Below are 24,171 nucleotides of genomic sequence, written 5' to 3' on the forward strand. Positions count from 1 at the left end.
GTCGTCTATAGAGATGAGTCGCAAACGAGAGTCGAGAGGAGCATGTCGCAAATGAAGTCATGGAAACATACCACGCTTGCGGTGGTAGCGGCCGGAATGTTATTGTCCGGTACCGCTGAAGCTAAAGCCTCTGCACAAACGAACCCGGATCCGAATAAGAGCTACGATGGCCAAACCATGCCGGCTGTGTCGAATAAGGTACCTTTTGCTAAGCCGATTTGGACGATAGAACTGGACAAACCTACGATAGAGAACAGCTACCAAGCCCCGATTGTGATCGAGAACAGCGCATTTTTCACCATCAAAGGTGGCGTGCTGCAAGCGCGAGCGATACAAACCGGCAAGCTGCTCTGGTCCTACGGCACCAAGCTGCAGGCAGGAGCCGTTCAACTACTAAACGGCAGCCTATACGTAAGCGGACAGGACGGCGCTGTCTATCAAGTGGCTGCCCAGACGGGTACAGCCAAGCGAATATATCAGGCGAACAAGAAGTCTACATTCAGCCAATTTAAGGTGGATGGGAATACGCTTTATTTTGCCTCCTCGCTGGGGCTCGTCTCGGTCAATCTCGCAACGGGTCATGAGAAATGGCGCAACACGGACGTGAACAGCATTCCTGAGAAAGTCGGCGGCAAGCTGCTCGTGCTGGCGATGGAATCCGGCGCGATCACGGTGACGACAACGTATGCCATCGACGAAGCTACCGGTAAAACCATGTGGCGGCTGGCCGGCAGCCACTCGCATGTGCTGAAGGTTGACGGAGAGAAGCTGTATTTTGAAAATGATTGGCCGAAGAGCGATACCACCAAATTTCTCGTCGATCTGGATGTCGTCGATCTGCAGACGGGCAGCGTCATCGAAACCAAATCTTTTGTCCCCGTCAAGCAAGGGGAAGACCCGATGTATCAGTACGCATCCAAGCTTGTGATAGAAGGTAACGATGTCTATGTATCCACCAAGGATCGTCAGCTCTACCACTATAACTTGAATGCCGATCCATCGGTTGTGAAACCGGAGATCATCCAAGATGACGGCACATGGATCGCTGGACCCTACAACGGCAAGCTGATTTATAAGAATGGAGACAACATCGGTCTGCACGCACGCAAAATAGTCGATCATACGCCGGTTTTCTATCAGGGGCTGGACAATCCGGTTAGCCGAGTAGATCTAATCGATTCGGGTCTGTACGTCGGGCAGACCGATGGAGAGGTGTATGCGCTGAATGTCGCGACAGGCAAAGCCCTTTCGCGCTTTCAAACTTCCGCTCGGAGCTATGGTCCATTCCAAGTGGCGGGAGATAAGCTGCTTGTGCAGGCAGAGGGTAAGCTCTATGCTTTTACGCTTCCGGCGGAATTGCGCAAGCCGATCAGCGGTAATGGACTGGCAACCGGTGCTTATGCGAAAACGGATGCCCGCCTCTCCATCGACGGCCAGCTCAAGAAATTCGAGCCGAGTATGATGACGACCGGTAATCGGATGCTTGTTCCGCTTCGTTTTCTCGTGAGCGAAATCGGGGCCAAAACCAGCTACAATACACAAACCAAACAAACCACCGTCACGCGCGGCGACCGCTCGATTATTTTGGCGGAGGGAACTCCTTTCGCAACCTTGGGAAGCGGGCAGACCCCGTTGTCTTTTGCGCCTGTTGTGCTCAGCGGCAGCCTATACATCCCAGTCAGCGATATCGGCAAGCTGCTCGGAGTCGAGGTGAAGTGGAACGGGGGAACGAGAACGGTTGAAGTAAACACGAAGGGTTAGCGATGCAATTATGCTGGAGATGATGATATGAAGAAAATGATATTTTCGCTCCTGCTGCTTGTTTGCCTGTCTGGGTGCAAGAACGAAGAGACTTCCATTTCGCTGGCTGATGTCAAAGAAATCGCTGGCCATTATGGGATCCCCCTCGTGCCGATGCAGGACGGTAATCCGGGGGCTGTATTTTCCAGGAAGTACAATGGCGTCACTCCGAGCCGTTTCGTGGTGGATGCGAAGCAGTCGATTAGTATCTATATTTACCCCTCCAAGGGGGAGGCTGTTAAGGGGATAAAGGATTTCGAAGATAAGACGGCGATTGCCGATGTGACTCCGCATACCCGCTATCAGATCAACAATGTCGTGCTCTATGACATCACGGATTTCAAGTCGAACAGGGATCGTATAGCGAAGGTGGTTCAGGGTTTACGTGGTTATGCTGCTGTGCCCGATCAACTGTTGGAACTGACGGAAGCGAGCAAAGCGAAGTATCGTGAAATCGCTTGGGCAACGGTTGAAGAGGGGCAGCGCAAGCATGTGACGGGACGCAGCACAGATGCCGTAGTGACAACGATCATTTTGAACAATCAGTGGATTGTGCCGAATAAGGATCGTACGAAGCTCCACTTCCATAGGCTTGTTACCGTGACGTTCAATACCGATCAAGACGGGCTGCTCGGTCCTATTGTTGTGGTTATTAATCCTGCTAATGATGAGGTGGAAGGTTATTACCCAAGGTTGTAATTGTCGCTTATAAACTCTTCTTAACGACCTGTAAAAATGACAAAAACCGCTGGCGTTCGGAGATGGAGCGTTCAAACGGTGAATGCTACGATAGCTTCAGGTTCAGGTTCGACTGGTGAAAGTTGAGGAGAGAGGGATGACAATCATGACGGCACAACGTTTGGACTTCATTGCTCCGAAGGAAGTTGCTTTTGTAGAGGTTGAGAATAGTCAGCTGGGAGCGAAGGAAGTCAGACTTACGACGCTGTACTCCGGCATTAGCGCCGGAACGCAATTGACGGCCTATCGCGGTATTAATCCTTTTGTGAAGAAACAGTTCAATCAAGAGCAGCGGATCTTCACGGAACGAGTCGAGGAAGAATCATCCTTGTATCCGGTGCGGGGATGCTGGGGATATGAAGAAGTCGGCGTCGTATCGGAAATCGGCTCGGCCGTTAGCGGCATTAAAGAAGGCGATGTCGTCTATGGCACATGGGGACATAAGAGTTCGCATGTTGTGAGTGAGGACTTCGCGCGCGATCATCTGCTGCCGCAAGGACTTGATCCATTGGCAGGCATTTATTCGCAAATGGGTGCAATTGCGCTGAATGCGATTCTGGACGCGGATATTCACGTCGGGGAAACGGTGGTCGTGTTCGGACAAGGCGTGCCCGGACAGCTTGTTGCTCAGCTGGCAAGGCTGAACGGAGCGGAAGTGATCGCGATCGATCTCGACGATTATCGGCTGGGGTTCTCCGAGCAATTCGGAGCCGCGCATACGATTAATTCGCGGAATTGCAGTGACGTTGCCAGCCGAGTTAAGGAGCTGACAGGCAGCAGAGGAGCAGATATCGCGATTGAAATTTCCGGCGCTTCCGGTGCGCTGCATGAAGCGATTCGCTCGGTCGTCTACAACGGCCGAGTGGTGACTGCCGGCTTCTATCAAGGCGGAGCGAAGGATCTCTACCTCGGAGAGGAGTTCCATCATAACCGCGTGCAGCTCATTGGCTCGCAGATCAGCGGCATCAACCTGCAGCTGACGAATCGCTGGGATCGGCTGCGGATGGAACGGACGATTATGGAGCTGGCATTATCCGGCCGCTTGAAGCTGGCGGAGCTTGTCACCCACCAAGTTCCGTTCGAACAAGCAGCAGATGCTTACCGAATGCTCGATGCCAACACGGAGAAGTCCTTGCAGGTGGTACTGAAGTTTTAAGGTTGTACTGAGAGAACTCCGGCGAGGTTGCCGGAGTTTTTGTTTAGGTGGGTGCTGGAGGGGGAGCTCTTGGTACCGATTCAAAACCAAACCCCCGGAAAAAACTCCCGTGGTTTTGAATCACCAGTGGACGGAAATCCCCCCGCAGCAGACAGTTTTCCCTCACGAGGTTAAGCCAGCTGTTTGTATAATAGAAGGACAACAGCCCATGCCTCATCCGGTGGGGCAGTGAGGAGTCTGACTATGAAGAACAATCATCCGTGGCTTCCGCTTATTGAGAAAGCATCGCTTCATATGCTGGAGCATGATTTGCACAGACGAACCGAGCTGCGGCAAGTGAACCGCAAGCTCCCTTTCTATATTGCTTCGTACATTAAAGAAGGCTCATGCAGGCTTCATATTGCGGGCCGCGATTATTTTGCCGGCCCCGGGGATGTCGTGCTGATTCCCCCATACGAGCTGCATGATCATGTGAAAGACACGAACGAGGAAACGGAATTTCTCTGGTGGCATTTTACGCTCCAGGTTGCGGGCTGCATCGATGCTTTGCAGGCTTTCCGTTTTCCGGTTATTTTTCGATTGCCGAAGCCGGAGCAGTTTGAATCCGTGTTCCACGAATACAGCCGAATCGCGGACGGGATGAGCTCGCTGTCAGGCAGTCTAATGAAGAAGGCCAAAGCGCTCGAGCTTGTCGCCATCCTAATCGACGCGGCCATTCATCATCCGGAAGTGCTGCTGAAAGCGGAGCATTCCGATCCGTTCATGAGCATGATGACGGAGCTGCTCGACAATCCGGAGCGCCGTATCGATCTTGCGGAGCTTGGCAAGCGTTACTATATGCATCCCACCTACATCGCGGAACGCTTCAAGAAGCTGTTCGGCATAACGCCGACAAGGCTTCAGCTGCAGCTCCGACTTCGCAGAGCGAAGCAGCTCCTGGAAACCGAGAGCCGTCCGATCACAGAAATCGCGAGGCTGACCGGTTATGAGGACATTGACGACTTCTCGCGCTTTTTCAAGAGCAAAACAGGCCTCTCCCCGCTCAAATACCGGACAAGCCGACTAGCGGGAGGGGCAGGCAGCCAATTCAACTAATTCATTGGAGGAATTATTAATATGCTTAAATCAATTCGAGTCGGTATTGCAGGCCTTGGCATGATGGGACAGAAGCACGCGATAAATTTGCTCAACATCCCCGGTGTTGAAGTGACCGCGGTTTGCGGAACAACGCTTGAGAAAGCGGAAGCTTTCGGGGAAGCACACACAGGTGGTGTGGCTAACGCGTATGCGGATTTCAACACCATGCTGGAGAAGGAACAGCTCGATGCTGTATATATCTGCCTCCCGCCTTATGCGCATCAGGGTCAAGTGGAAGCGGCGGCGAGCAAAGGCATCGCCGTATTCCTTGAGAAGCCCATTGCGCTTAATACTGAAATTGCCGAGCGAATGACTGCGGCTGTCGAGGGAGCAGGCGTCGTGTCACAGGTTGGCTACCACAACCGCTTCGGCGCTGCAGTTAAAGAACTGAAACGATTGATCGAAGACGGTACAGCCGGCATCCCAACGCTTTTCGATGGCCGTTACGATTGCAACTCACTGCACTCGTCTTGGTGGAGTGATCGTAATCTCTCGGGTGGACAGGTTTTCGAGCAGGTGATTCATACGTATGATTTGGCCATGTATTTCTTGGGTACGCCCGATAAAATCAGCGGTTTTACCGCGAATTTAAACCATCGCGAAGCTGAAGGTTATACGGTTGAGGATACGAGCGCTGCCGTTATTCGATTCCGCTCCGGAGCAATGGCATCCATAACGGCTTCCAATTGTGCCGTGCCGGGAGAATGGAACTGCAGCTTTACGGTCATTTGCAGCAACTTGACCGCTTATTTCACAAGCGCGAACGATGCGGAGTTTGTGTTTACCGGCGAATCAGAAATCTCGCGCCAAACCTTCGCTTCCGAGCTCGACGTTTATGAGGAGGAGACGGTTGCTTTCATAGCAGCGCTGCGCGGCGAAGGACCAGAGGTTTGTCCGATCCGAGAAGGGCTGCGAAGCTTACGACTCGTTGAGAATGTCATGCAGTCGGCCGATGATGACGGCAGACAAATCGCATACGTCGAATAAGAACGAATAATTAAGGGAAAAAGGTGTGTGTACACTCATGCAGGCAAAAGCGATTTGGTACGATGAGTCCGGACAAGGACGCAATCTCTATGCAAGGTTCAGACTGACACTGGATTTGAAAAGCAAACCGGAGAACGCGATTCTTCATTTATTCGCCGATACGACTTACCAGCTGTACATTAATGGTAAGTATGTCCGTTTGGGTTCGCTGCGATTCGATCCTCAGCATCCGGTGTACGATTCCCATGACTTAAGCAGCTTGCTTCATGAAGGTCGCAATGTGATTGCGGTCCAGGTCAATTATGTGGGGCACAAAACATTCATCACGATGCTGTCGCAAGCCGGTCTCACAGCTTGGGGTGAAGTTACCGTTGCAGGCGGCGAACGAATTGATCTTGCTACAGGAAGCGCAGCATGGCGAGCGTCCTCGGCTCCGGCTTATCGGTACGCGGCTAAATCGAGCCTGTTCTTGAAGGCCGGCGATCTCTACGATCAGCGTCTGGAGGAAGCAGGCGAGTGGAGCGGGATCGAATTCGACGACAGCAGCTGGCTGAGCGGCGTAGAGCTTGCGAATCAACAAGCTTGGGGAGAGCCCGAGGCACGGGGAATCCCGTATATGTCCGGAGAGCCGGTTCCGGTAGAACGCGTGCTGCATCTGATGCCGCTTGAGCCGCAGGAATTGCTCTGTTCGTTCAGCGTGCCGATGCCGCATGTGAATGAAATTCATGAGCCGGAGTTGACCAGCCGATTTATGGCGGTGAGGACGTGGATTTATTCGCCGGAGGACGTCTTCATTACGATGGGACTGTTCTATCAGAACAGCTGGATCAATGGGGAGGCGATTGCCAAAGGACTGTATGCCGATGACAAAAGCATGCGTCTGAATCACCGCGTAAGTCTGCGCAAAGGATGGAATGCTTATTTTGCCAAATGCGATTCGCTTCAAGATATGTATCACCATTACCTCGCGCTGCCCGAAGGCTTCGGGCTAGTCGTATCAGCGGATCGCGATCCGGAAGGTACGGTGCAGTTCCACCGTTCGCCGGTTGTCTCGCACGACCTGTACGCGTCTGCGTTGAGCGTCCGCGAGCTGCCTTTTGCGGCCAATGATGAGCTCACGGATGTTGGTGGCTGGATTGAAGTCACGGTACATGAGCATGGCGAAAGTCCGACGATGTCCACTGGATGGGACATTTACGGCAATGCTTTCGAATCGATCGAAGTCGACCAGTTGACCGATCGTGTCTTCTCCTTGGCTGACTACCCGAACGGCTTCTCTCTGCTGCTCGACTTAGGTCTGACTCGTCTTGTTCTTCCACGTGTTGTGCTTGAAGGCGCAGGAGGTGCGACGATAGACTTGACCTATGGCGAGCACTTGAACGCGGACGGTAAGCATCTGCGTCATTATCATTGGTATGGGCTTGGGGACAGGGCTTATGGGGATAAACGCTGCGCGCAATTGGATTGGCGGTTAACGCAGCCGCGGGGCTTCCGCTATGTGCAATTGACGGTGCGGAGTCCGAAGCAAGATGTGCTGCTGCGAGGTTTGGAGCTTGCTTCTGCCAGCTATCCGGTAGATACCAAAGGGACTTTCCGCTGCTCCGACCCGCTGCTTGAGCAGATCTGGGAGATGGGTGTTCGGACAGAAGCGGTTAATATGGAGGATGCTTATACAGACTGCGTGACGCGTGAGCGTGGGCAGTACATCCGCGATACGATTATCCAGTACCACAACAATTTAGCTGTTTTCGGTGATCATGCGCTTATGCGGCGCAGCCTTCAGCTTATGGGACAATCGCCCGATGCTACGGGCAAATTCAGAGCGGTTTACCCGAATACGGGCGACTATACGATTTCGGATTTTGCACTTAATGCACTGGAAGGTTTCTGGGCGTACTATGAGCAAACCGGCGATGGGGAGCTAGTAGAGACGTACTGGGCTGCCATTCAGCATAACTTGGCGTGGTTCCATGAGCTGGCCGATGAGCGTGAAGATCTGCTGCTCGATTCGGAGTGGGATGTGAAGCGCGGCATTAATGCGCATTACGGCGGCTTCCATGGCGACCTTGCTATTGTGAAAGGATACATGGAAATCACCGGTATTCACTGCGTGTTCAGCTGTACGTATTTGATCGCGCTGCGCGCCGCGGCGAAACTGGCCGGAGCTATTGGTCGCCAGGCGGAAGTAGGAGAACTGGAGCGCAGAATTGCGGTTGTAGAGCGAGCAATCCGCGATACATTCTGGGACGAGGAACGCGGCTGCTTCAGCGATAACGAGCAGAAGCTGTCTCATTCGGCGCATGCAAGCTTGTTCGCTGCACGGGCCGGCGTGCTGACGGCTGAGCAGCTGGAGCCGGTGCGAGCGCATGTACGCCGCGATCTCAAATCGCTGTTCGTGAACGGATATGGACCGGAGGATGGCGTGTATGTATCGCCGAGCTTCTCTTTTTATATTTTCGAAGGGCTGTATTTGATTGGTCTGACGGATACGGCGGAACGGATGATGCGTCAAGGTTGGGGCTGGTTCCTGCAGAAGGGGCTGAAGCAGACGCCGGAGTATTACGATCTGGGCCAAAGTCTATGCCACGCATGGTCGGCATGCCCAACTTACTTCATGTCCACGCATGTGCTGGGTGTTCATCTGCCGACGATCGAGAAGCCGAATGAGGTTGTCATTCATGTGCAGACTTCAGAGGTAACGGCAGCAGAAGGCGCTGTACCTCACGCGCTCGGACTGATAGAAGTAAAGTGGCATACCGACGAGCATGGAGCGCGCGTCTTCGACTATGTTCGTGTTCCGGAAGGTTTGCGAGCTACGATTGTGGAGTAGCGCGTTGAATATGTGATTGAGCGTATCTAACCGCATCTCAATTCATCTCATTTCACCTCAGCCGGGGACGGCTGGGGTGTTTTTGCGTACGAATCAGCTCGAACAAAAATGAAATGCTGCTCAAACTGCAACATTTGCCCAGCAAATCACACTCGGAAGCGGAGAATGTTGCTTGAAATGCAGCATTTTGCCGTCAAAGTGGCTCTTGGTGCCCAATATGAGTGGAATGTTGCATATTCAGCAGCATTTTGCCAGAAGTCTCGCACGCAAGCCGAAAATGTTGCATGAAACGCAGCATTTTGGCCGTCCACCGCCCTGCGGTTCGTTAGATTTTAAGGTGGGGAATCAGCCCCAATTGACCCCTACGGTTTGTTAGATTTTTAACGCCCCGCCGGTTCGTTAGCACATCTACCGTTACTCGCCGCCGATCTCCACTAAAATTTCTCCCCCTGTTTCAAGCGAAATGTCTCATACACATTTTGTCGTTTCAGGGTATGATAATAAGTTGGGAAGCAATTTTCCCATCAACGGGCTACACAGAGGCGAGAGAGGGATGATGGCTTACGAAGACGGACTTCTTACGACTTAGAAACGTAACGTTCAAGAACAGAATTATTATCATCTTCCTAATTAGCAGCTTGACCCCTTTTATTTGCTTGGGGTTTATTTCCTTCTACACGATAGATTCCATTATCAGCAATAAGGTAGAGAGTGCGCTTCAAAGCAATTTGAAGCAGGACTTGATGACGCTGGAGAATGCGATCAACAACTTAAACCATGTCTCTCAGCAGCTGGCATACGGCGGGGGCACGAACAGGCTTATTGAACAGCTCGCTGTCGAGAAAGAGCCATACGAACGGCTGAAGCTGATGAATGATATTAAGACGGAGCTGAATGTCATCTCCTTCTCCAATCCGAATGTCGGGTTAATGATGTTTTACGATCCCAAGAAGGACACGCATGATTTTGAAAATTTCAGAGTTCGCGGAACCTTCGCGCCGAAGCAGCTCCCGGTATTAGCCGAATTCCCGGAGATTACCTACTACGGGCCTTACAAAAGCTACAATGGCTCTATTAATCAATATGTGTTCAGTATCATGAGAAAAGTCAATTTGCTGGATCAGAACCTTTACTTATACATAGAGACAGGCCGGAGTGCCATCGAGTCGTTATTCGCCCCTCAGAATCGCAAAGAAAGCTCGCGCCGCCTGCTCATTCTCGATGATCAGCGCCGGATTGCATTCAGCGAGGTGCAGAACGCTTTTCCGGAGAATACGGTGTTTCCGGCGACGAATTCGGAGAAAATATCGGGATATCACGGTGATTATTTCTGGAATCGGGAGATCAGCAATCAAGGCTGGAGCATCGTCTCGGTTACACCGAGGAGTGAGCTGACGCAGGAGCGGAACCGGTGGTTGGTTCAGATTACAGGTATTTTCCTAGCCTTCTTTGTGGGTGCGGTCTTCTTCTCCTGGCTGCTCTGGAAGATGGTCTACCGACCGCTGGATAAGTTTAATATGGAGATTAAGTCCTTGATCCACTCCAATGTGAAGGAGCATACGGAGGTCACGCATATCCCGGAATTCGATTATTTGCTCTATCAGACGCGAAGCATGAAGGGGAAGATATGGGCCTTATATGAAGAAATCGAAGTGAAGGAGAAGCGGAGGGCGGATTTGGAGGTAGAGAAGCTGCTGTACCAGATCAATCCTCATTTTCTCATGAATACGCTGGATACCGTGCACTGGCTGGCCTTAATGAACGGACAGCATGAAATCGACAAGCTGGTGCTTTCCTTAAATAAATTGCTCTATTATAATCTTGGCAAAATGGGCGAGGTTTCCACGATCGGCGATGAGATTGACGCGCTGAAGGAATATTTGCAGCTGCAGCAAATTCGGTACGACTTCCAATTCGACGTCGATCTGGACGTGGACGAGAAGGCGCTGACGATTCCTTGCCCTCGGTTTCTCATGCAGCCATTAGTCGAGAATGCGCTCTATCATGGCGTAAGCGACGACGGTTATATCTATGTAGGCGTGGAATGGAATGAGCAAGCGCTGCAAATTACGATTCAAGATAATGGAGCGGGCATGCCGCAGGAAACGATCGATCGGCTGCTTGATGATGAGGCCAAAGACAGCCATAAGGTCGGCATGGGCATCGGCATGAGATATGTGAAGCGAATTCTGCAAGCCACTTACGGCGAGACGGCAGTGCTGGAAATCAGAAGCGAGATTGGGAAAGGGACGATTGTATCGCTTCGCCTCCCCATCTTAAGGAGTGGAATATAACGGATGATTCGCGTGTTGATCGTAGATGATGACAAGCTGGTACGCAAAGGTCTTGCTTCGGCCATGCCCTGGAAGGAGTTCGGGATGGAGGTCATAGGCGAGGCGAATAACGGTGAGAATGCGCTCAAAGTCATGGAAGAGAGCAAGGTCGATCTTCTGATTACGGACTTGTCTATGCCTGTCATGTCCGGCATCGAGCTGATGAGAATCGTTCGGCAGCAATATCCGCAAGTTCAGATTGTGGTGCTGACGCTTCATCAGGATTTCGAATATGTGCAGGAGGCCTTAAGGCTCGGAGCCATTGATTATATCGCGAAGGTGCAGCTGGAGAGAGAGCAGTTCGAGGAAGTATTGGGCAGAATCAAATCACTTATGGAGCAAAAGGAAGTCTCAAAGGCGGCAGCTGTACCGGATGAGGAAGCGGAACAAGCCGATGAATGGTTCGTGCTGTACTCGCTGCATCCGATGAACGATGATTCCAAGTCGGCGGCGGCGACTTATATCCTTCCTGATCAGGCGGTGGAAGCGGAGGCCGGCATCTGGTATTGGACCGGTAATCCGCCGGTGTCCTATCCGCCCGATCCCAATGCTGCACTGGTATGCTTTCAGAACTTAGCAGGCATCGACAAGAAGACGGTGCTGCAGCTCATTCGAGGGTATAGGAAGAGCGATTTGTTCTATGATTTTGACCCCACCGAATCTGTTCAGTTCGTGAACGCTGCCGAACTGTTGCATCGGGAGAAAGCGGACAGAAGCTTCGGTGTCGATCAGATTAAAGGAAAATGGTTATCTGCGGACTGGATCTATGAAGCAAGCGTATTTGAGTCGATGATTCAAGAGCTGAAGGGCTGCAAGATGCCGCCAATTCGGCTGGCCCGCATCTTCTTCTCGCTGTCTGACGAGTGGAACAGGCTGTATCAGCAGATTCTGTCTGAACCGATCTTGATCGAGGATTTCTTCTCCAGCTGGTTCCGGTTCGAGGAGTGGCTCACGGAAGTACGAGAACGGATTAGTGCCGCTAATACGAAGCCGCTGTTCTCCAAGGAGATCCAGAACAGCATCGTGAAAGCGATGAATTTGGCGCAGATGAACATCAGCGAGCCGATTGCGGCCGCTGATATTGCCGGGCAAGTTAACATGAGCAGCAGTTATTTCAGCCAATGCTTCAAGCAATACGTCGGTCAGACTTATTCGGACTATGTGCGTGATATCCGAATGGAGCGGGCTAAGGAGTATTTGCGCAACACGACCAAGACAATTCAGTGGGTCGCGGAGCAAATCGGCTATAACGACGAGAAATATTTCAGCCGGTTATTCCGGGAGCAGGTGGGGGTTCTGCCAAGCGAGTTCAGGCAGCTCTCGGAAGGCCGCACCAAATAGGGTAGAATGCGTACGAAAGATGGGTAGACATTTTTCGTACGCATTCTTTATTTTGCGAAGAATCGTCTACCTACTCGGGAATAGACCTCTAACTCAGGGAATGAAAGACCCATGCTATAGTGAATTTGTCAGAAACAAACAAATGAAATGTCCATGAGGGGGAGCAATATGAGAAAGGGTATCTTATCGACCATGGCTGTTCTGCTTGTAACGGCAAGTCTGGCCGCTTGCGGCAGCAACAACGATGGCAGCAACAATGATGCGCAGAGCAATAACAAGGCGCAGAACAACAAAGAAACGACAAACGCCAGCAACAACACACAAGCCAGCAATAATGCAGCCGCCAACACGGCAACCGACGAAGTGATCGATCCGTTCGCGAAATTCGCGGAGCCTACCGAGGTATCCATTGGCAGAGCCATTGACCCGAATTATAAGTTCGACGGCACGGATACAGCAGAAGACAATGTGTACACGCGCTGGCTGAAAGATAAATTCAACATCGTAACCAAGCATGCATGGGAAGCGGCTCAAGGCCCTGACTATCAGCAGAAGGTGAGTCTGGCGATCTCGAGTAATGACTTGCCGGATGCGATGGTCGTCAACGAAACGCAGCTGAGACAAATGGTTAAAGCCGGTCAGCTGGCAGATTTGAACGAAGTCTATGACAAATACGCAAGTCCGGAATTGAAGGCGGTTTACGATTCCAACCCGGGTCTGCTCGATGGCGTTACTTTTGACGGTAAGCTGTATGCCCTTCCGGAAACGACGCTTCCTTCCGCACCGCTGACTTGGATTCGCAAAGATTGGCTCGACAAGCTGGGACTGCAGCCGCCAAAATCATTGCAGGATCTGGAGACTATCGCCAAAGCGTTCATCGATAACAAGATGGGCGGAGACAAGACAGTTGGGATCGTAGGTACGCAGCAAGGCGGCACGCTTTACTCCACATTCCTGAATTCCACGGATCACTGGTATAACTTCTCTTCCTTATTCTTCGCTAACGATGCTTATCCGGGCATTTGGGTGAAAGACAAGGACGGCAATGCGGTATATGGTTCCACTACACCGGAGACGAAGCAAGCACTTGCCATGATGAAAGACTGGTACGCGAAGGGAATTCTGGACAAGGAATTAGGCGTTCGCAAGAGCACAGCCGAAGTTGTTGCAGCCGGACAAACGGGTATTTTCTTCGGACCATGGTGGTCTGCGTATAACAACATTCCGGACAACATTAAGAACGATCCGAAAGCAAACTGGAGACCGTATGCGGCGCCGCTTGATGCTGCAGGCAAATTCAACTCCAACCAGGCTACAGGAAGCAGCTATATCGTAATAAGCAAGAACGCAAAACACCCGGAAGCCATCGTGAAGATGACTTCGATTCACAAATGGGGCAAGGACGAGGAATTCAACAAGCTGACAGCAGGCAAGCAAATGACATCGCAAGAGGTACCTTTGTTCCTGATTCTTGGTGCCGGTGACCAGCTTGAGTATGCGGTAAACTCCCTGCGCAAACATTTGAAGGGTGAAATGAAGCTGGAAGATTTCGATCAAGTCAACTACGGCTGGGCTTATGAAATGGCGAAGCATGTGGATGCCATCAAGAAAGAACCATTCGACAGCTATGACATCGGCACATTCGACCAAGCAGCGGATCCTGGATTCTTCACTCATATCTATGCCCATCTGAACGGCGGTTCTACTTTCGTTGATGCGGATATCAACTGGGTACGAAGCATTGCTACGGCTCAAACGAAAACAATGGAATCGAGATGGACGAACCTCAAGAAAATGGAAGACGAAACCTTCCTCAAAATCATCATGGGCAGCGAAGAATTGGATGCCTTCGATACGTTCGTGACCAAATGGAAGGATCAAGGCGGCGACAAAATTACTGAAGAGGTTAACGAACTTAAATAGTTCGGAAGAAACGGCTGGCGCCGATCTGAATGGCGCAGTAAGTCTCTTTCAGAAAAAGGTCAAGACGGGTACTCGCTACTCGTCTTGACTTCCTAATAAGGGGAAATCAAGGATGCAGACCAACAAAGGATTCGCGAAACATTATTATCTCATGCTACTGCCCGGACTGGTTTGGTTGTTCTTCTATAATCTGTTTCCTATGTACGGCATCATGACGGCTTTCAAAGATTTCAATCCGGGTATGGGCATCTTAAAGTCTCCCTGGATCGGTTTAGAGAATTTTCAATATATGTTCGAGCTTGATGACAGCAAGATTATTTTCCGGAATACGATCTTCATTGCACTAGCCAAAATGGTAGGAAATCTCGTTGTTCCGCTGGCATTTGCGCTGATGCTGAATGAAGTAAAGAATAGAGTGTTTACCCGTGCGGTGCAAACGGTTGTGTATTTGCCGCATTTTCTGTCCTGGGTTATTGTTGCGGGCATGATGCTGGATATTTTCTCCTATTCGGGTCCCGTGAATCAGGTTTTAGCCAGCTTTGGGCTGGAAAAGGGGTTGTTTTTCGCAGATGCGCAGATTTTCCCGGTTCTCATTGTCGGAAGTGATGTGTGGAAGGAATTCGGCTTCAATGCCATTATTTTCTTCGCGGCGTTAACATCCATTAACCCCGAGATGTACGAGGCTGCTGCAATTGACGGAGCGTCCCAGTGGAAACGATTGACACGCATCACCCTTCCGAGCATTATACCGGTTGCTGTGCTTCTCGCAACGCTGAGCATGGGAAACATTCTAAATGCAGGCTTCGATCAAATCTTTAACTTATATAATCCAACGGTCTATTCATCCGGCGACATTATCGATACTTGGGTGTACCGGGCAGGACTCATTGATATGCAGTATGGCTTAGCAACGGCGGTGGGGCTATTGAAATCGGTTGTCGGATTCGTCTTAATTGCGGCTTCATACAGCTTGGCTTACCGGTTTGCCAACTACCGAATTTTCTAAGGTAAAGGATGAAAGCATGATGATTACCGAACGTTCAGCGGTTTCCAGACTTTTCAACGGATTGAATATCATACTCCTCTTGGCGATTATGCTCTTGTGCTTGTTGCCGGTCTGGTATACCTTATCCATTTCATTAAGCGATAAAGCTGCGGCGTCGGCTGGGCAAGTGTTCTTGTGGCCGAAAGGCTTCACGTTTGGTTCTTATGAGACGATCATGCAGGACGACCAATTTTTCAAATCGTTCTTTATTTCCGTGCAGCGCGTCCTCTACGGATCTGCCATCTCCTTCTTCGTTGTTCTCTTAATGGCCTATCCGCTTTCGAAGAACGGGAAGGAATTTAAATCCAGAAACGTGATCATGTGGCTTCTGGTCTTCGCGATGCTCTTCAACGGCGGCTTGGTGCCGTGGTATCTGACGATGAAATCGCTCGGCATGATCAACAGCATCTGGGGGTTGGTGCTTGGCGGGGGATTGCCGGTATTTAACGTCATTCTCGTCATGAACTACTTCCGGAACATGCCGAAGGAAGTGGAAGAATCCGCTTTAATGGACGGAGCGGGACCGTGGCGAATCCTGTTCAGCATCTTCTTGCCGCTCGCTATGCCGGTGCTTGCAACGGTGCTCGTTTTTACGATCGTGTACCATTGGAACGAGTTCTTCCAAGCGCTCGTGCTGATGAATAAATCGGTTCACTATCCGCTGCAATCCTACATCCGGCAGGTCGCGGTTGTAATCGATCCGACCAAGATGGATGAGGAATCGGTCAAACGAATGTCGGAGTTATCGAACCAGACGCTCAATGCGGCCAAAATCTTCATTTCCATGTTGCCGCTGCTCGTCATTTACCCGTTCTTGCAAAAGTATTTCGTCAAAGGGATCACCCTTGGCTCCGTAAAAGGTTAATCAATGAACGGATGGTGAGTCATAGTCATGAAGCGCTTTGTTGCTCTGCCTCTGGCGGTCTGTCTTCTTAGCTTGGTTTGCCTGGTTTCCGCCTGCAGCAGCTCGAATCGCGAAGCGGATAAACCGGTGGTGAAAGCTGTGGCTGATCAGAAGCAGGATAAGGACGAGAAACAAGAGCAGAAGAATCAAGGAACGGCGGTTCCCGACTGGTCAGAGAAGGCCGTGATGTACGAGGTTAACGTCAGACAGTACACGAAGGAAGGCACGTTCAAGGCATTCGAAGCCCATTTGCCGCGGCTCAAGGAGCTTGGCGTCGATATCTTATGGTTCATGCCCATTCACCCGATCTCCAAGAAGAACCGTAACGGAACGTTGGGATCCTATTATGCGGTCGATGATTATAAAGCGGTTAATCCCGAGTTCGGGACGGAGGCGGATTTCCGGGCACTGGTGAACAAGGCCCATGAAATGGGCTTCAAGGTCATGCTGGATTGGGTGGCTAATCATACGGGCTGGGACAATCCATGGACGGCGAATCCGGGCTGGTATTCGACGGATGAGAATGGCCATATCGTGCAGCCTGCTGGCACGAATTGGACGGATGTAGCGGATCTGAATTATGACAATGCGGATATGCAGACGGCCATGATCGATGCTCTGAAGTATTGGGTTGCCGAGTTCGATATCGACGGCTACCGCTGCGATTATGCCGGAGGCGTGCCAACGGCCTTCTGGGAGAAAGCGAAGGTGGAGCTGGAGCAGATCAAGCCGGTCTACATGCTGGCGGAGGATGATCAGCAGATTGGTCTGTTGAAGCATGCGTTCAATTCCAATTACGGCTGGCAGCTGTACAGCATGATGAACCGGATTGCCAAGGGACTTGGCAATGCGGAGCAAGTGAAGAAGTACGGGGAGCGGCTGGCGAAGACCTATCCGAGCGGTACCTATCCGCTGAACTTCACATCCAATCATGACGAGAATTCCTGGACGGGAACGGAATATGAACGGCTGAAGGATGCGGTGAAACCGATGGCGGCCCTCAGCTTCACCATGCCGGGCATGCCGTTGATCTACTCGGGACAGGAAGCCGGATTGAACAAGCGGCTCCAGTTCTTCGAGAAGGATGAAATTGCGTGGAACGATCTATCTATGTCGACGTTATACACGGAGCTTATTCGACTCAAGCATGACAATCCGGCGCTGTGGAACGGCACAGCAGGAGGAGCCTATAACAACTTAGCGGTTGGTGACAACGGTGATATTCTTGCTTTCGAGAGAACGAAAGACGCCAATACGGTCATCGTCGTTATGAATTTATCGGACGAAAGCGTGAAGAGCACGATCCAGGCGGGTGGAGTCGCTGGGAGTTATAAAGTGTTTCCTTCCGGGACAGCGGTGGATGTCCAATCAGAGCAGCCAGTCGAGTTAGCGCCATGGGAGTACCTGATCTACACGCGTTGAATGAATCGGAGTCCGGGGCTGCTCGGGCTCCGAGCTTTAGGAAGTTATGAATGCGGTTACATTTCGGATAAGGAGGTGGGGCCAGCAAGGTGAGAATGACGGCTAAGGTACTGCATTACATAGTTAGATGTGTTCCGCGGCTTGGATTGAAAACAATGAGGAGGCTTGTTAATGCGTAGTCGAAGCAAAATCTCTGTATATTTAATGGTTATGGCCCTTATCTTTTCCCAATTGGTTATCTTCCCGCATACGGCGAAAGCGGCCGGTGGACCTGACTTGGTGGTAACGGGCATCACATGGACGCCGGCCAACCCTGCCATTGGCAGCGAGGTGACTTTCAGCGCTACGATTAAGAATCAAGGTGCTGATCCGAGTCCGGCAGGCGTTGTGCATGGCGTGTTATTCGCCATTGACGGTACGTCCGTAAGCTGGAGCGACAATTATACCTCGTCCATCGCGGCGGGGGCATCCGTAACCGTAACGGCTACAGGAGGTCCGAGCGCTAAAGCCTCATGGACTGCTACATCCGGAACCCATACTGTAAGCGCGTATGTGGATGATGTGAACCGAATTACGGAATCGAATGAAAGCAACAATACATGGAGTCAAAGCATAACTTTATCCGGTTCGGGAACGCCTGACTTGGTCGTAACCGATGTTACTTGGTCGCCGGCTTCTCCTCAGACTGGAAACGAAGTGACATTCAGTGCTGTCATTAAGAACCAAGGAACAGCAGCAACATCAGCGGGTACGATTCACGGCGTATTGTTTACCGTAGATGGGACATCCGTGAACTGGAGCGATAATTATACCTCTTCCTTAGCAGTAGGTGCGTCCGTTACGGTAACGGCCACGGGAGGTCCAAGCAGCAAGGCTTCGTGGACTGCGGCATCCGGTACTCATACCGTGAGAGCTTTTATTGATGACGTGAACCGAATTGCGGAATCCAATGAGTCGAACAATACGTTTGACAAAATCATTACAACCGGAGCTGGCGCAGGGACAGCGGACCTCGTCGTAACGGATGTTTCCTGGTCACCGGCTTCCCCTCTGACAGGCAATGAAGTGACGTTCAGCGCGGTTATTAAGAACCAAGGAACCGCTGCTACGCCTGCAGGTACGATTCACGGCGTCGTTTTCTCCATTAACGGTACATCCGTAAACTGGAGTGACAACTACACTTCCTCGATACCGGCGGGCAGCTCCGTCACGGTAACGGCTACAGGAGGACCGAATACCAAAGCTACTTGGACGGCAGTGGCCGGCACGCAGACTGTTAGAGCTTTTGTGGATGATATCAACCGAATAACGGAATCAAATGATAACAATAACACCCTCGATGAAAGCATCCTAGTGAGCGTACCTAGCAAGCCTGACCTCGTCGTAACGGATGTTACGTGGTCGCCGGCCGCTCCTGCTGCAGGGAATGCCGTAACATTCAGCGCAGTCGTGAAGAATCAGGGGACAGCTGCTACAGCTGCCGGAACGGCGAGCAATGTGTCTTTCTTTGTAAACGGTACCAAAGTGAGCTCGGTCATTAACTACACTACATCCATTGCAGCAGGCGCTTCCGTAACCCTCACGCAAAACTCCGGATCATGGGCAGCCGTAAACGGCATTCATACCGTAAACGCTGTCGTTGACGAGACGTCGCTGATCAGCGAGCTGGATGAGAACAACAACAGCTACAGCAAGAGTCTCACAATCGGCGTCGTTCAGAACTATGGCGCAACCGTGCCTTACGACAGCTATGAAGCGGAGAACTTAACGATCGTCGGCGGATCCGTGACAGGTCCAAGCACAACATGGACGACGGCAGAATCGGAAGCATCGGGCAGAAAAGCAGTACGCCTGGCTCAAGGGCAATCCGTTGAACTAACGCTGAGTAATCCTGCACAAGGCATTGTAGTGCGATACTCGATGCCGGATAGTGCAACGGGTTCGGATATTTCTCAAAATATCAGCCTCTATGCGGGCACTGCCCATGCTGCGGATATTTCGTTAACAAACCGATACGCCCACCAGTATGGACAATATGGCTCTGACGGCGCTGAAATGCAGTGGTCGAATACGCCGGGCATCAACCACCATCGCTATTTTGACGAAAGTCGCGTGCTTCTGGGTCAGCAATATGCAGCAGGTACGAAGATCAAGCTGCAGTGGGATGCGAATGATTCCAATCCTTCCGGAAACACCTATGTACTGATTGATTTCATTGAAACAGAAGCAGTTCCAGCGGCACTTACAAAGCCTTCGGATTATGTGTCGATTACGAATTATGGGGCAACGGCCAATGACGGCGTAGACGATACGGCAGCTATGACCTCGGCGATTGCGGCTGTGAACGGAACTTCCATTAAAGGCGTATGGATCCCTGAGGGTACCTTCGACTTCAAAACAGGAACAAGAGGCACGACCAAAATCAAACTGCCAAGCGGCGTGTCCGTTAAGGGTGCAGGTATGTGGCGCTCGACGCTGCAAGGCGCGTATGCGGGGATTCTTCTGCAAGGTGGGAATGTAACGCTCGCTGACTTCATGATCAAGGCGGAGGAAACCTATCGCTCGAACGCTACTGGTATTGCCGGTATTGAAGGAAATGCACTCAACTCTACGATTATGAATATCTGGATGGAGCACACGAAGGTCGGTCTTTGGTTGAACGAAGGCACGGCAAATGCGTTGGTTTCCAAACTAAGGGTACGGGACACTTGGGCGGATGGAATCAACATCAACGGAGGCACGATCAATACGATTGTGGAACAAAGCAACTTCCGTAACAATGGCGACGACGGTATGGCCATGTGGTCCAAATCGCTTAATGGCGGCACGGGAACCGTTGAAAGCAGCACATTCCGCTATAACACGGTGCAGATCCCGAACCTTGCGAACGGCATCGGCATCTATGGCGGCAAGAACAACACGGTAAGCAATAATCTCATCCTCGATACGATTGATAACGGCTCAGGCATCCAGTTTGGTACGAATCATAGTCCAACAGCGTTCACTGGCACGCTTACGATTACGAATAACAAGCTTGTTCGCAGCGGCTCCTATCATCATGATTATGGCTACCAAATCGGAGCAATCTGGGGGTACTGGGTCAATAATAATGGTCTTGCTTCTGGATTGACCGTCAATGTAAGCAGCAATGTGATCGACAGCAGCACGTATTCAGGTGTATTCATCGAGGAACCAAGCGGGGGCGCAGTCGTGAATTACACGTCCAATACGATCAACAATTCGGGCACTTATGGAGTTTATGTAAGAGGCTCCGCGAATGGATCGGCAGCGTTCAACACGAATACGGTTAATGTCGCTCCATCCGGTAAGTTCAAGAATGATTCGGCGAGCTTTACAGCAACGGGCTCGGGGAACAATTGGTAGGCTTCTTGGCAGATTAGAGTGATGGAACAGGCCGGCGCCTTTAGGGTGTCGGCTTGTTTTATTTTGTTGAGGGAGAAGAGGTTAATGGATAGCAAGGAAAGTCAATAGGATGCAATAGTATCGCTCATGCGGCGATTGTACAATTAGTAGGAAATGTAAGCTTTAGGAGAAAACTTAATCAGAGAGGAAAGATGACATGAAGAAGCGAATAGGCGCCTTTGCAATGGCGATGATGATGCTTGCACCTATGAATACATTCGCGGCCGATGCTGTGGCTGCCTCATCGGAGGGTGTAGTTTACGGTAACAATCTTGTTCCTAACGGCGATTTTGAAAGCGGTGCCATTGATTGGCCGAACTGGGTCAATATTAATATCGGCAAGGAAGCTCCACACGGGAAAGAGCAGGCGTTGAAGATCCCAGCCGGCTTTGGCATCACTGGGCTCGATTTCGGTGCGCTTGAACCGAACCGGACGTATCGTTTCGGTGCCTGGTACAAGTTCGTGAATGGGGATGCTGGCGGTAATTTGAAGCTGACGCTTGGCAAGAGCTTCTCGAAGCAGCTTGATTTTACGGAGAATGACGGGGAGTATCACTATATTGAAACGATCTTTACCGCACCGGCTGAGCTGATGCCAACCTCGAATTCGAATCTAACGCTCGTGAAGTGGTCGGGCGCGGATTTCTATCTCGATGATGTGGTGCTGGAGAAGGTTTCGAGCGCGGAGGATGTGAAGAAAGAGGCCATTGCGCCTTCCTTCCTGCATGCGACGGACAATTCGGAAACCGCGGTTGATCTGGTGTGGGAGAAGCCTCAAGGGAATCCGGCCGTGAAGTATACCGTTTATCAGGATGATAAGGCAGTCGGCGATACGGCGAATACATCGTTTACGGTGAAGGGGCTAGAGGCTGGCGGCGTCTATAACTTTAAGGTTGTTGCGGCAAAGGAGAGCCTGACTTCTTTTGCAACGAATACGCTTAATGTGCATACGGTAACTCCCCTACCTGCGCTGACGAAAGAGCTGTATCCGGGCCAAATCGGTGTCGGTCTGGAAGGGCTCGGCGGGCGTGGATATGAGTTCGCGGATGCGGCCAAAACGCTGCGGCAATGGGTGAAAGCGGACGGCAGCGAAGGCGTGAAGGTGGATGCGAATGGCTGGCCGAAGGAGGATGCGGCGACCGTATTCTTCGACCATCGTCCGGTTGCGGCGTGGTTGAATGATATTGATGACCCAACGAAGCAATTCCCGGATATCAGCGGCGTGTACAAGCTGTCTTTCAAAGGACAAGCGGTGCTGGGCAATGTGGATGCTTCGAGTCCGTTTGCTGTCGAGAATCAGAAGTATGACAAGAAGACGAACACGACGACGGCAGATATCGTACTGGCCAAAGGCAGCGGCCTGCTGTTTATGAGCTTCACGAAGACAAGCGGCGGCGTGAGTGATTTGAAGTTAATGCGTCCGGGTTATTCTGCCGACGCTACGTTCACGAAGGAGTTTCTGCAGGCGCTTCAGCCGTTCGGCACGCTTCGTTTCATGGATTGGCTGAGCACCAACAATAACAATCCGGCTTATCCGGCGGTTACGGAGTGGAGCGATCGCAAGCTGACGACAGACGCGACGCAGCTGCTTCAAGATGGGACGCATGGTGTGGCATGGGAGTACGTGATTGCGCTAGCTAACCAAACTGGGAAGGACATTTGGATCAACATCCCGGTTGCGGCAAGCGATGACTATGTGAAATCGCTGGCGACGCTGCTCAAAGCGAAGCTGAACCCGGGCATCAAAATCTATTTGGAGTACTCCAATGAAGTGTGGAACGATCTGTTCACGCAGCAGGCTTACAACAAAGCCGCGGCTATCGCTGAAGGGGCGAAAGAGGGATCGGTGCTGAGTCAGTATACGATGCAATCGTATTTTGACGACCCGAATGATGGCGATTATACGCCGCAGAAGCGTTCATGGACGCGCCACCGGATTGCGCAGCGCTTGATTGAGATCGGGCAGCAATTCCAGACCGTCTTCGGCGAAGACTCGCTGAACACGCGGGTTAGACCGGTACTTAGCTGGTTTGCGATTATTCCGGATCAGTATGAGGATATGCTGAACTGGGTCAGCAAAGTTTACGGCGATCCGAAGAACTATTTCTACGCGATTGCCAGCGCCCCGTACTTTAACTCAAGCGCGGCAAGCGACGCGGCATCGACAACCGAGGTACTGACGGCGATGCAGGAAGACAGCAAACGGTTCAGCAGTCCGGATGGAACGAAGCAGGAACTGATTAGCTTGGCGGACCAGTATGGCCTCAAATCGTACACGTATGAAGGCGGCCCGGACTCGGGAGGCGGAAGTACGATTAATGTGGAGAATCGTATCGCTGCACATCGTTCGGAGCGCATGGGCGATCTCGTGAGGTATGATGTCGGCAACAACTTCTTGGATAAGAACGGCGACATGTTCATGTACTTCACGTTGACGAGCGGCTATAACCGTTACGGTATGTGGGGCGCGTCCGAGGATATCCTCGACAATCTGGACACGCCTAAATATGAGGCGCTGACTTCGCTGCTTGGCACTGATGTACAGCCGTTCAGCGACGTGGCGAAATCTCACTTTGCTTATGAGTCTGTGAAATCGCTGTTTGCTGCTCATATCGTGACAGGTGAGAATGAAAGCTTCCTTCCGAAGCGCGTGCTGACGGGCGGCGAGCTGGAAACGATGCTGAATCGCTTAGGGACGTATGTGCAGTCGCGTTCGGTCGCAGCGCTTGCCGATTATACGGCTGCGAATTTGGACGACGGCACTGTAACTCGCGAGCAGCTGGCCGTGCTGCTGGTGCAGGCTTATGAGGCAGGCACGGGTAGGAAGGTGAAGCATCCTGAAGCGGTGGTGCTGAAGGATGCGAAGCAAGTGAAGGTTGACGCGCTGCCTTCGGTTGAGGCGGCAGTCGCAACCGGCCTCATGTCGGCAGACGGCGGCAAGTTCAAGCCGCAGGCGAAAGTTACCCGCGCGGAAGCGGCAGTCGCGCTTGCGAGATTGCTCGAATACGTGCGTTAAGGCGAGGTAGTCTGAGGGAACGGAATGGGATGACGGAACGGACAAGTTAACCGGTAACGGTTGGCTTGTCCGTTTTTCTTTGGTGAGCGGATATATCGCCTACAGGGAAGAAAACA

Annotated in this window: 14 protein-coding genes; all 14 read left to right on the plus strand. The window is 51.6% G+C overall.

Annotated elements, in window-relative coordinates:
* Positions 1-51 precede the first annotated feature (51 nt).
* The 14 genes from AC0YN4_RS19945 to AC0YN4_RS20010 all read left to right on the plus strand — a co-directional run bounded on the left by AC0YN4_RS19945 (position 52) and on the right by AC0YN4_RS20010 (position 24,055).
* Positions 52-1,761, plus strand: a complete 1,710-nt coding sequence (locus AC0YN4_RS19945) for a stalk domain-containing protein (RefSeq protein WP_475783530.1) — start codon at positions 52-54, stop codon at positions 1,759-1,761.
* Positions 1,762-1,788: 27 nt separating this feature from the next.
* Positions 1,789-2,499: a hypothetical protein gene (locus AC0YN4_RS19950; protein ID WP_475783531.1), complete on the plus strand. Its 711-nt coding sequence runs from the start codon at positions 1,789-1,791 to the stop codon at positions 2,497-2,499.
* A 136-nt stretch (positions 2,500-2,635) separates the two neighbouring features.
* Positions 2,636-3,694, plus strand: coding sequence for a zinc-dependent alcohol dehydrogenase (locus AC0YN4_RS19955; protein ID WP_475783532.1), 1,059 nt, complete (start codon positions 2,636-2,638; stop codon positions 3,692-3,694).
* Positions 3,695-3,937: 243 nt separating this feature from the next.
* On the plus strand, positions 3,938-4,789 hold the full coding sequence (locus AC0YN4_RS19960) for a helix-turn-helix transcriptional regulator (protein WP_475783533.1): 852 nt from the start codon (positions 3,938-3,940) through the stop codon (positions 4,787-4,789).
* Positions 4,790-4,810: 21 nt separating this feature from the next.
* The gene (locus AC0YN4_RS19965; protein ID WP_475783534.1) at positions 4,811-5,818 is read left to right on the plus strand and encodes a Gfo/Idh/MocA family protein; all 1,008 of its coding nucleotides are present in this window, start codon (positions 4,811-4,813) and stop codon (positions 5,816-5,818) included.
* Between the two features lie 37 nt (positions 5,819-5,855).
* Positions 5,856-8,648 carry an alpha-L-rhamnosidase-related protein gene (locus AC0YN4_RS19970; protein ID WP_475783535.1) on the plus strand — a complete coding sequence of 931 codons (2,793 nt, stop codon included), beginning with the start codon at positions 5,856-5,858 and terminating at the stop codon, positions 8,646-8,648.
* A gap of 656 nt (positions 8,649-9,304) precedes the next feature.
* Positions 9,305-10,942: a sensor histidine kinase gene (locus AC0YN4_RS19975; RefSeq protein ID WP_475836587.1), complete on the plus strand. Its 1,638-nt coding sequence runs from the start codon at positions 9,305-9,307 to the stop codon at positions 10,940-10,942.
* Between the two features lie 3 nt (positions 10,943-10,945).
* Entirely contained in the window at positions 10,946-12,322 is a 1,377-nt protein-coding gene (locus tag AC0YN4_RS19980; protein WP_475783537.1) for a response regulator transcription factor, read from the plus strand.
* A gap of 168 nt (positions 12,323-12,490) precedes the next feature.
* Positions 12,491-14,245: an extracellular solute-binding protein gene (locus AC0YN4_RS19985; protein WP_475783538.1), complete on the plus strand. Its 1,755-nt coding sequence runs from the start codon at positions 12,491-12,493 to the stop codon at positions 14,243-14,245.
* Positions 14,246-14,357: 112 nt separating this feature from the next.
* Positions 14,358-15,251 (plus strand): ABC transporter permease, encoded by an 894-nt coding sequence (locus tag AC0YN4_RS19990; protein ID WP_475783539.1) that lies wholly within the window; start codon positions 14,358-14,360, stop codon positions 15,249-15,251.
* 19 nt (positions 15,252-15,270) lie between these two features.
* Positions 15,271-16,155 carry a carbohydrate ABC transporter permease gene (locus tag AC0YN4_RS19995; RefSeq protein ID WP_475783638.1) on the plus strand — a complete coding sequence of 295 codons (885 nt, stop codon included), beginning with the start codon at positions 15,271-15,273 and terminating at the stop codon, positions 16,153-16,155.
* Positions 16,156-16,182: 27 nt separating this feature from the next.
* Entirely contained in the window at positions 16,183-17,616 is a 1,434-nt protein-coding gene (locus AC0YN4_RS20000) for an alpha-amylase family glycosyl hydrolase (RefSeq protein ID WP_475783540.1), read from the plus strand.
* A 171-nt stretch (positions 17,617-17,787) separates the two neighbouring features.
* Positions 17,788-21,000, plus strand: coding sequence for a CARDB domain-containing protein (locus AC0YN4_RS20005; RefSeq protein WP_475783541.1), 3,213 nt, complete (start codon positions 17,788-17,790; stop codon positions 20,998-21,000).
* 196 nt (positions 21,001-21,196) lie between these two features.
* Positions 21,197-24,055 (plus strand): S-layer homology domain-containing protein, encoded by a 2,859-nt coding sequence (locus tag AC0YN4_RS20010; RefSeq protein WP_475836588.1) that lies wholly within the window; start codon positions 21,197-21,199, stop codon positions 24,053-24,055.
* The last annotated feature ends 116 nt before the right edge of the window (positions 24,056-24,171 follow it).

This window comes from Paenibacillus sp. J22R3 (genome assembly GCF_056269305.1).

What these genes read in the sequence shown, in the direction of transcription:
- AC0YN4_RS19945 (WP_475783530.1), top strand. Translation starts at nt 52, where the DNA reads ATGAAGTCATGGAAACATACCACGCTTGCGGTGGTAGCGGCCGGAATG.
- AC0YN4_RS19950 (WP_475783531.1), top strand. Translation starts at nt 1,789, where the DNA reads ATGAAGAAAATGATATTTTCGCTCCTGCTGCTTGTTTGCCTGTCTGGG.
- AC0YN4_RS19955 (WP_475783532.1), top strand. Translation starts at nt 2,636, where the DNA reads ATGACAATCATGACGGCACAACGTTTGGACTTCATTGCTCCGAAGGAA.
- AC0YN4_RS19960 (WP_475783533.1), top strand. Translation starts at nt 3,938, where the DNA reads ATGAAGAACAATCATCCGTGGCTTCCGCTTATTGAGAAAGCATCGCTT.
- AC0YN4_RS19965 (WP_475783534.1), top strand. Translation starts at nt 4,811, where the DNA reads ATGCTTAAATCAATTCGAGTCGGTATTGCAGGCCTTGGCATGATGGGA.
- AC0YN4_RS19970 (WP_475783535.1), top strand. Translation starts at nt 5,856, where the DNA reads ATGCAGGCAAAAGCGATTTGGTACGATGAGTCCGGACAAGGACGCAAT.
- AC0YN4_RS19980 (WP_475783537.1), top strand. Translation starts at nt 10,946, where the DNA reads ATGATTCGCGTGTTGATCGTAGATGATGACAAGCTGGTACGCAAAGGT.
- AC0YN4_RS19985 (WP_475783538.1), top strand. Translation starts at nt 12,491, where the DNA reads ATGAGAAAGGGTATCTTATCGACCATGGCTGTTCTGCTTGTAACGGCA.
- AC0YN4_RS19990 (WP_475783539.1), top strand. Translation starts at nt 14,358, where the DNA reads ATGCAGACCAACAAAGGATTCGCGAAACATTATTATCTCATGCTACTG.
- AC0YN4_RS19995 (WP_475783638.1), top strand. Translation starts at nt 15,271, where the DNA reads ATGATTACCGAACGTTCAGCGGTTTCCAGACTTTTCAACGGATTGAAT.
- AC0YN4_RS20000 (WP_475783540.1), top strand. Translation starts at nt 16,183, where the DNA reads ATGAAGCGCTTTGTTGCTCTGCCTCTGGCGGTCTGTCTTCTTAGCTTG.
- AC0YN4_RS20005 (WP_475783541.1), top strand. Translation starts at nt 17,788, where the DNA reads ATGCGTAGTCGAAGCAAAATCTCTGTATATTTAATGGTTATGGCCCTT.
- AC0YN4_RS20010 (WP_475836588.1), top strand. Translation starts at nt 21,197, where the DNA reads ATGAAGAAGCGAATAGGCGCCTTTGCAATGGCGATGATGATGCTTGCA.